A 7998-nucleotide genomic window follows, 5' to 3' on the forward strand; every position below is an offset into this window, starting at 1 on the left:
CGCACGGGCCGTTCGGGAAAGCGTCGCCGCTAGGCCGGGCGGGCCAGGGGGCGGGCGGGGGTGCCGAAGAGCTGGGCGTCGGCGTGGGCGCGCTTGAAGAACAGGTGCGCGTCGTGTTCCCAGGTGATGGCGATGCCGCCGTGTATCTGGACGGTCTCCGAGACCACCGAGTTGAAGGTGTCGATGGCGTGCAGGCGAGCGGCCTGGATGTCGATCGGGTCGATCGCGCCCTCGGCGAGACCGGCGATCGCCAGGTAGCCCAGCGAGCGGGCCGACTCCACCAGCACGTACATGTCGGCCATGCGGTGCTTGAGGGCCTGGAAGCTGCCGATCGGGCGACCGAACTGCACCCGCGACTTCGAGTACTCGACGGTCATGTCGAGGCACTGCTCGGCCGCGCCGATCTGCTCGGCCACCATTGCGGCCCAGGCGATCTCACGCAGGCGGGTGACGTCGAGCTGCCCCAGCGGGGTCGCCGCCACGGAGTCGAAATCGATGCGCGCCAGCTTGCGGGTCGGGTCCTGGGTGACCACGGCGGTGCGGGTGACACCCGCCGCGTCGCCCGCGACCTCGAACAGGCCGTCGGCGGTGAGCACCAGCAGGGTGTCGGCGAACGCGCCGTCGAGCACGTAATGCGCGGAGCCCGAGAGGGTTCCACCGGTCGACTGGACCCCGAAGGCGTCCCAGCCGCTCGCCGCCGCCCAGCACAGGGCCAGTGTCCGCGCGCCCTCGGCGACCTCCGGCAGCAGCCGCTCGTTGGCCTCGGTGTTCCCGGCCAGCAGCAGCGCCTGCACACCCAGCACGGCCGAACCGAGCATCGGGGGCGCGGACAGCGTACGGCCGAGTTCCTCGACCACCAGCAGGGATTCGACCAGGCCGACCCCGATGCCGCCGAACTCCTCCGGAATGGCCAGGGCCGCGACGCCGACCTGCTCGCACAGCAGCTTCCACAGCTGTTCGTCGTAGCCGCGGTCGGTCTCCAGCCCGCGCCGCATGGCCGCGCTGTCACCGTGCTTGGTCAGCACCGCGCGCACGGTGGTGACGAGTTCCTGCTGTTCGGCAGTGAGGCTCATGCGTTCGCTCCCAACGGATCAATGGTGCTCATGCTGCGCATATTCGGCATGAGCGAGGGCCCTGCGTGGTTACGCTGCGCTACCGCCTCCGGGCCTGACTCGCTCATGCCACGTTGCCGGCGCGCAGGGCGGCGGCGATGCGGGCGCGGTGCTCGGCCGGGGTGCCCCAGGCCGAACGCAGGGCGGTGACCTTGGTCAGCCACAGCGACAGATCGCATTCGGCGGTGTAGCCGATCGCGCCGTGCACCTGCAGCGCGATGCGCGCGGTCTGGTACGCCGCCTCGCCGCAGGCCAGCTTGGCCGCGGAGATGTCGCGACCGCGGGTCTCGGCGTCCGCGCCCGACTCCAGGGTCAGAGCGGCGCGGTAGAGCAGCGGCAGCGCCATCTCCAGGCCGATGTGGGCATTGGCCAGGTGGTGCTTGATGGCCTGGTTGCGGCCGATCGGGGTACCGAACTGCTGGCGCTGCTTCACGTACTCGACGCTGGTGTCCAGCATGGCCCGGCCCGCGCCGAGCAGCTGCGCGGCGGCGGCCAGGGCGGCGGTGTCGAAGGCCAGATCGATGGCGGCGCTGACGCCTTCGCCCTCGGTCAGGGTCTCGCCCGCGCTCACGGTGTACAGGCGGCGCGCGGCGTCCACCGAGGTCACCAGGTCACCGGCGGTGCCCACCGCGATGCGGTCGCCCTCGGCGATCAGCACCAGGTCGGCGATATCGGCGTCCAGTGCGGTGGCGGCACCGGCGGAGCGCCCCGCGTTGGCACCGGCCGACGCGGTCAGCGCCAGGGTGCCCAGCTTCGCGCCCTCGGCCAGCTCCGGCAGCTTCTCGGCGGCGAGCGCCGAGTCCGGAAGCGCCTGCAGCAGTGCGGGAATCGCGGCGGCGGTCTCCACCAGCGGACCCGGCACGGCGGCCCGGCCGATCTCGGTGAAGGCCACGATCATCTCGACCGGACCGGCGCCGAAGCCGCCGTTGTCCTCGGAGACGGTCAGCCCCAGCGCGCCCGCCTCGGCCAGCTGGCCGATCAGTGCGCGCCCGGCGGCGGCCTCGCCCTCGCCCCACGCCCGGACCACGCCCGGCGTCTTGGCGGCCTCGCCCATCTTGCGCAGGCTGGCGGCGAAATCGTTCTGTTCTGCGGTCAATGCGAATCGCATGTCGTCGTCCTCCCTGTGGCTATCGCGGCAGGCCGAGCAGGCGTTCGGCGATGATGTTGCGCTGGATCTCGTTGGTGCCGGCATAGATCGGGCCCGCCAGCGAGAACAGGTAGCCGTCGGTCCACGCCGACTCCTGCTCCGCGGCCGCGCCGTGCAGATCGAGCGCGGTCTCGTGCATGGCGATGTCCAGATCCGACCAGAACACCTTGTTCACCGAGGACTCCGCGCCCAGCTGGCCGCCGTCGGCCAGACGGGTCACGGTGGCCCAGGTGTTGAGGCGGTACGCCTCCGCGCCCACCCACGCGTCGACCACGCGGTCGGCGGCGGCGGTGTCGGACTCGGCGGCCGAGCCCGTCCACAGCTCGATCAGCTTGCGGGCGGTGGCGTTGAACCGGCCCGGCGCGCGCAGCGACAGACCGCGCTCGTTGCTCGAGGTCGCCATGGCGACCTTCCAGCCGTTGTTCGCCTCGCCGATCACGTCCTGATCCGGCACGAACACGTTGTCCAGGAAGATCTCCGCGAAGCCCGGCTCGCCGTCCAGCTGCGGAATCGGTCGCACCGTGATGCCTTCCGCGGTGAGCGGGAACATCAGGTAGGTGAGGCCGCGGTGGCGCTCGGCCTCCGGGTCACTGCGGAACAGGCCGAAACCCCAGTCCGCGAACGAGGCCCGCGAGCTCCACGTCTTCTGGCCGTTGAGCAGCCAGCCGCCCTCGGTGCGCTTGGCGGTGGAGCGGATACCGGCCAGGTCGGAACCGGCCTCCGGCTCGGACCAGGCCTGTGCCCAGATGTCGTCGGCGCGCGCCATTCTCGGCAGGATGCGGGCCAGCTGCTCGGGTGAACCGTGCTCGAACAGGGTGGGCGCCAGCAGGAAGATGCCGTTCTGCGAGACGCGACCCGGCGCGCCCGCGGCGTAGTACTCCTCCTCGAAGATGACCCATTCGGTCAGCGAGGCGTCGCGGCCGCCGTACTCGGCGGGCCAGGCCACACACGACAGGCGGGCGTCGGCCAGCTTGGCCTCCCACTCGCGATGCAGTTCGAAACCGGCCTTGGTGTCCATGGACGGCAGGGGAGCGGCGGGCTTGTTGGCCGCCAGGAAGTCGCGCACCTCGGCGCGGAATTCCTCGGTCTTGCTGTCGAATTCGAGATCCACTTACTTTGCCCTGTCGTTGGTGGTAGCGGCAGCCTTCATGGACTTGGCGTCCATACCGCCCAGTGAGCCGGTGCCGACCTCGGCGTTGTGCGCGTGCGCGAAGTGATGCAGCCCGAACACGGAATCCATGCCCGCGCGCATCCCCATCAGGTCCTCGCACTGGTTGACGGCCTTCTTGGTGAGCGCCAGCCCGAACTGCGGCATCTCCGCGATCTTCTCGGCGAGCGCGAAGGTCTGCGCCTCCAGCTCCTCGCGCGGGACAACGCGATTCAGCATGCCCCACTCGTAAGCCTGTGCCGCGGTGAAGCGCTCACCGGTGAACAGCACCTCCTTGGCGCGGCGCGGACCCAGCACCCACGGGTGCGCGAAGTACTCGACGCCCGGAATGCCCATGCGGACAACCGGATCGGAGAAGAACGCGTCCTCGGAGGCCACGATCATGTCGCAGGCCCACGCCAGCATGAGCGCGCCCGCGATGCACGCGCCCTGCACCATGGCGATGGTCGGCTTGGGGATCTCCCGCCAGCGCCGGCACATGCCCAGGTACACCTCGGACTCGCGCGCGAACCGCTGATCGCCGCCCGGCCGGTCCACGTGGTCCCACCACATGACGGCCTGGTTCTCGTAGGAGATGTGGTGGTCGCGGCCCTGCGTGCCGATATCGTGCCCGGCGCTGAAATGCTTTCCGGCCCCGGCCAGGACGATCACCTTGACCTCGGCATCCTCGACGGCCTTGGTGAAGGCGGCGTCGAGGGCGTAGGTCATGACCGAGTTCTGCGCGTTGCGGAAGTCCGGCCGGTTCAGCGTGACGACCGCGATCGGGCCGCGCTTCTCGTAGAGGACGACTTCGCCCTCATCGGGGATGGGCCCCAATTCCTGGCTCACACTGCCTCCTTATGCGTGATCGAGCGCCCTGCGTGGTTACGCCGCGCAAGCGCTGAGAGGAGGAGCGACGCCTCCGGGCTGGACTCGATCACGCGGTCTCCTCATCACGTAGGTTGCGCTTCAGGACCTTGCCCGCCGCGTTGTAGGGCAGCGCGTCACGGAATTCCACGAACCGCGGCACCTTGAAGTTGGCCAGCATGGTCTTGGCCTGCGCGATCACGTCCTCGGCGGTGAGTTCCGAGCCCGCCCGGCGCACCACGTACACTTTGCCGACCTCGCCCATGCGCTCGTCGGGCACGCCGATGACCGCGGTCTCGGCGACGCCCTCGATGCGGGCCATGGCCTGCTCCACCTCGGCGGGATACACATTGAAGCCGCCGGAGATGTACATGTCCTTGAGCCGGTCGGTGACCTTCATGTACCCGCGCTCGTCGATCACCGCGACATCGCCGGTGTGCAGCCAGCCGTCCGGATCGATGGTGGCGGCGGTGGCCTGCGGGTCGTCGAGGTAGCCGCGCATCACCTGGTCGCTGCGCAGCAGCAGTTCGCCGTTGTCGGCCAGCTTCATCTCGAAGCCGTCGATGGTGCGGCCGCAGGTGTTGGCGATGGTCTCGCTGGAGTCCTCGGGGCGGCACATGGTGCCGAAGCCGCCGGACTCGGTCTGGCCGTAAGCGGTCAGCACCACGTCGAAAGTCAGCTCCGTGCGCAGTCTTTCGATGAGCACCACCGGCACGGTGGCCGCACCGGTCACCGCGACGCGCAGGCTGGACAGATCCGCGGCATCCCGCTGGGGGTGATCGAGGATGGTCTGGTGAATGGTCGGCGGGCCGGTGAGCACGGTGATGCGCTCGGCGGCGATCAAGCGCATGGTCTCGGGCACGTCGAACACGGCCTGCGGCACGATGGTCGCGCCGGTGGCCAGGCAGGTGATGATGCCCGCCTTGTAGCCGAAGCTGTGGAAGAACGGCGGCACCACCAGGTAGCGGTCGTCGCTGTTCAGGGTGGCGCAGTCGGCCCAGGCCCGGGCGCTGGTCAGCAGCTGGCGGTGCGCGATGAGCGCGCCCTTGCTGCGTCCGGTGGTGCCCGAGGTGAACAGGATGTCGGAAAGATCGTCCGGCGACACCGATTCCGCGCGCGCCACGACCTCGTCGAGGCTGACGGTCTCGGCCACCTTGCCCAGATCGGACCAGGCGATGGCGTTCTCGACGGGAGCCTCGCCCTCGACCGGAATCACGACGATCGTCTCGATGCCCAGTTCCGATGCGTGCGCCCGCAATTCGGCCAGCCGGTCGCGGCCGAGGAACTCACCGGCGATGAACAGCGCCTTGGCGTGCACCCGCGACAGCGTGTCCGCCGCCTCGTCGGCCACGTACCGCGTGTTCAGCGGCACGATGGTCGCGCCCACGTAGTGGGTGGCCAGCACCGCGGTCACCCAGTGGTGGGTGTTGGGCGCCCAGATGCCGATGCGATCGCCGCGTTCGATGCCGCGGGCCATGAGCGCACGGGCGGTCTCACGGACCGAGTCCAGCAGTTGCGACCAGCTCAGTCGCACGGCACCGTCGGCGACGGCGGGCGCGTCACCGTAGGCGTCCGCCGCCGCGTGCAGAGCGAGCGGTGTGGTCTGCGGAGGAGATGTCACTGGGCTTCCTCGCTGTCCGGGAATGGGTCTAACAAAGCAAGTGCTTGGTAGGTTACTCTACCGACGTGAGCATGATCCAGACCCCCGAACCGGCCAGCGGGACTGAGCCCCGCGAGGATGCCGAATTCCGCACCGAGGTGCGGGAATGGCTGGCCGAGAACCTGAACGGCCAGTTCCGCGAGCTGCGCGGTCTGGGTGGTCCCGGGCGCGAGCACGAGGCTTTCGAGGAGCGGCTCGAATGGGACCGCGCCCTCGCCGCCGCCGGGCTGACCTGCCTGGGCTGGCCCAAGGAGTGGGGCGGCCGCGACGCCACCCTGCGCCAGCAGGTCATCTTCCACGAGGAATACGCCAAGGCCGACGCCCCGGCCCGGGTCTCGCACCTGGGTGAGGAACTGCTCGGCCCGACCGTTCTGGCCTTCGGCACCGAGGAGCAGAAGCAGCGCTTCCTGCCCGGCATCCGCAATGTCACCGAACTGTGGTGCCAGGGTTACTCGGAGCCGGGCGCGGGTTCGGACCTGGCCGCCGTCACCACCTCTGCCCAGCTCGAGGGCGACGAGTGGGTCATCAACGGTCAGAAGGTCTGGACCTCGCTGGCGCATCTGTCGGACTGGTGCTTCGTGGTCGCCCGCACCGAGAAGGGCTCGACCCGCCATCACGGCCTGTCCTATCTGCTCGTGCCCATGAAGCAGCCGGGCGTCGAGGTGCGGCCGATCATCCAGCTCACCGGGACCGCGGAATTCAACGAGGTCTTCTTCGAGAACGCCCGCACCGCCGCCGATCTGGTGGTCGGGCAGCCCGGCGACGGCTGGAAGGTCGCCATGGGCACGCTCACCTTCGAGCGCGGCATCTCCACGGTAGGCCAGCAGATCCGCTACGCGCGGGAGCTTGCCGATCTGGAGGCCGTCGCCAAGGAGAACGGGGCCATCGACAACCCGGTCATCGCCGATCGCCTGGACAAGGCATGGGTCGGCCTGCGGGTGCTGCGCGCCCACGTGCTGCGCACCCTCGAGTCCGGCCACGACGGCGCCTCCGTGGACGCCCGCACCGCGGCCGGTCAGGCGTCTGTCACCAAGCTGCTGTGGGCCAACTGGCACCGCGACCTGGGTGAGCTGGCCATGGACGTGCTCGGCGCGCCCGGCCTGATCGCCGACGGCGAGGGCGATGACCTGAACGCCTGGCAGCGCATGTTCCTCTTCACTCGCGCGGACACCATTTACGGCGGTTCGAACGAAGTGCAACGCAATATCATCTCCGAGCGCGTGCTCGGACTTCCCCGAGAGGCTCGACCGTGACGGATCTTTCAACCGCCCCCGAAATCACCCCCGGCCACAACCTGCTCGCGGGCAAGATCGCGGTCGTCACCGCCGCCGCGGGCACCGGCATCGGTTCGGCTACCGCGCGCCGCCTGCTCTCCGAGGGCGCGGACGTGGTCGTCTCCGACTGGCACGAGCGTCGCCTGAAGGAGACCGAGGAGGCCCTGCAGGCCGAGTTCCCGGACCGCCGGGTCGCCTCCGTGCCGTGTGACGTCAGCTCCACCGAGCAGGTCGACGCCCTGATCGCCGGCGCCGTCGCCGCGTTCGGCCGCATCGACGTCATGGTCAACAACGCCGGTCTGGGCGGCGAGGTCCCGGTCGTCGACATGACCGACGAGCAGTGGGACAAGGTCCTCGACATCACCCTCAACGGCACCTTCCGCGCCACCCGCGCGGTGCTGAAGTACTTCCGCGAGGCGGGCCACGGCGGCGTCGTCGTGAACAACGCCTCGGTGCTCGGCTGGCGCGCCCAGCACGGCCAGGCCCACTACGCCGCCGCCAAGGCCGGCGTGATGGCGCTGACCCGCTGCTCGGCCGTCGAGGCCGCCGAGTACGGCGTGCGGATCAACGCGGTGGCCCCGTCCATCGCCCGCCACGCCTTCCTGGACAAGGTCACCTCGGGCGACCTGCTCGACCGCCTGGCCGCCGGTGAGGCCTTCGGCCGCGCCGCCGAGCCGTGGGAGGTGGCCGCCACCATCGCCATGCTCGCCAGCGACTACACCACCTACCTGACCGGTGAGGTCGTCTCCATTTCGAGCCAGCGCGCCTGATTTCGAACGCAATACATAGAG

Annotated in this window: 7 protein-coding genes; 2 read left to right on the plus strand and 5 right to left on the minus strand. The window is 69.9% G+C overall.

All coding sequences use genetic code 11. The features are described from left to right. Positions 1-29 precede the first annotated feature (29 nt). The 5 genes from ACFV4K_RS33210 to ACFV4K_RS33230 form a co-directional block, all read right to left on the minus strand. Positions 30-1073, minus strand: coding sequence for an acyl-CoA dehydrogenase family protein (locus ACFV4K_RS33210; RefSeq protein WP_379280259.1), 1044 nt, complete (start codon positions 1071-1073; stop codon positions 30-32). Positions 1074-1176: 103 nt separating this feature from the next. Next, positions 1177-2220: an acyl-CoA dehydrogenase family protein gene (locus tag ACFV4K_RS33215; RefSeq protein ID WP_379280260.1), complete on the minus strand. Its 1044-nt coding sequence runs from the start codon at positions 2218-2220 to the stop codon at positions 1177-1179. A gap of 19 nt (positions 2221-2239) precedes the next feature. Next, entirely contained in the window at positions 2240-3370 is a 1131-nt protein-coding gene (locus tag ACFV4K_RS33220) for an acyl-CoA dehydrogenase family protein (RefSeq protein ID WP_379280262.1), read from the minus strand. After that, positions 3371-4255: an enoyl-CoA hydratase gene (locus tag ACFV4K_RS33225; RefSeq protein ID WP_357089815.1), complete on the minus strand. Its 885-nt coding sequence runs from the start codon at positions 4253-4255 to the stop codon at positions 3371-3373. Between the two features lie 88 nt (positions 4256-4343). Continuing rightward, positions 4344-5894: a FadD3 family acyl-CoA ligase gene (locus ACFV4K_RS33230; RefSeq protein ID WP_379280264.1), complete on the minus strand. Its 1551-nt coding sequence runs from the start codon at positions 5892-5894 to the stop codon at positions 4344-4346. A gap of 71 nt (positions 5895-5965) precedes the next feature. Here ACFV4K_RS33230 and ACFV4K_RS33235 point away from each other — a divergent pair, with 71 nt between their 5' ends. Both ACFV4K_RS33235 and ACFV4K_RS33240 read left to right on the plus strand, forming a co-directional pair. Continuing rightward, positions 5966-7186 (plus strand): acyl-CoA dehydrogenase family protein, encoded by a 1221-nt coding sequence (locus tag ACFV4K_RS33235; RefSeq protein ID WP_357089968.1) that lies wholly within the window; start codon positions 5966-5968, stop codon positions 7184-7186. Further along, complete coding sequence (locus tag ACFV4K_RS33240) at positions 7183-7977, plus strand: SDR family oxidoreductase (RefSeq protein ID WP_213558297.1); 795 nt, start codon at positions 7183-7185, stop codon at positions 7975-7977. The genes ACFV4K_RS33235 and ACFV4K_RS33240 overlap by 4 nt, the downstream gene beginning before the upstream one ends. Positions 7978-7998 lie beyond the last annotated feature (21 nt).

Source organism: Nocardia sp. NPDC059764, from assembly GCF_042732555.1.
In the GTDB taxonomy this organism is placed as follows: Bacteria; Actinomycetota; Actinomycetes; order Mycobacteriales; family Mycobacteriaceae; genus Nocardia.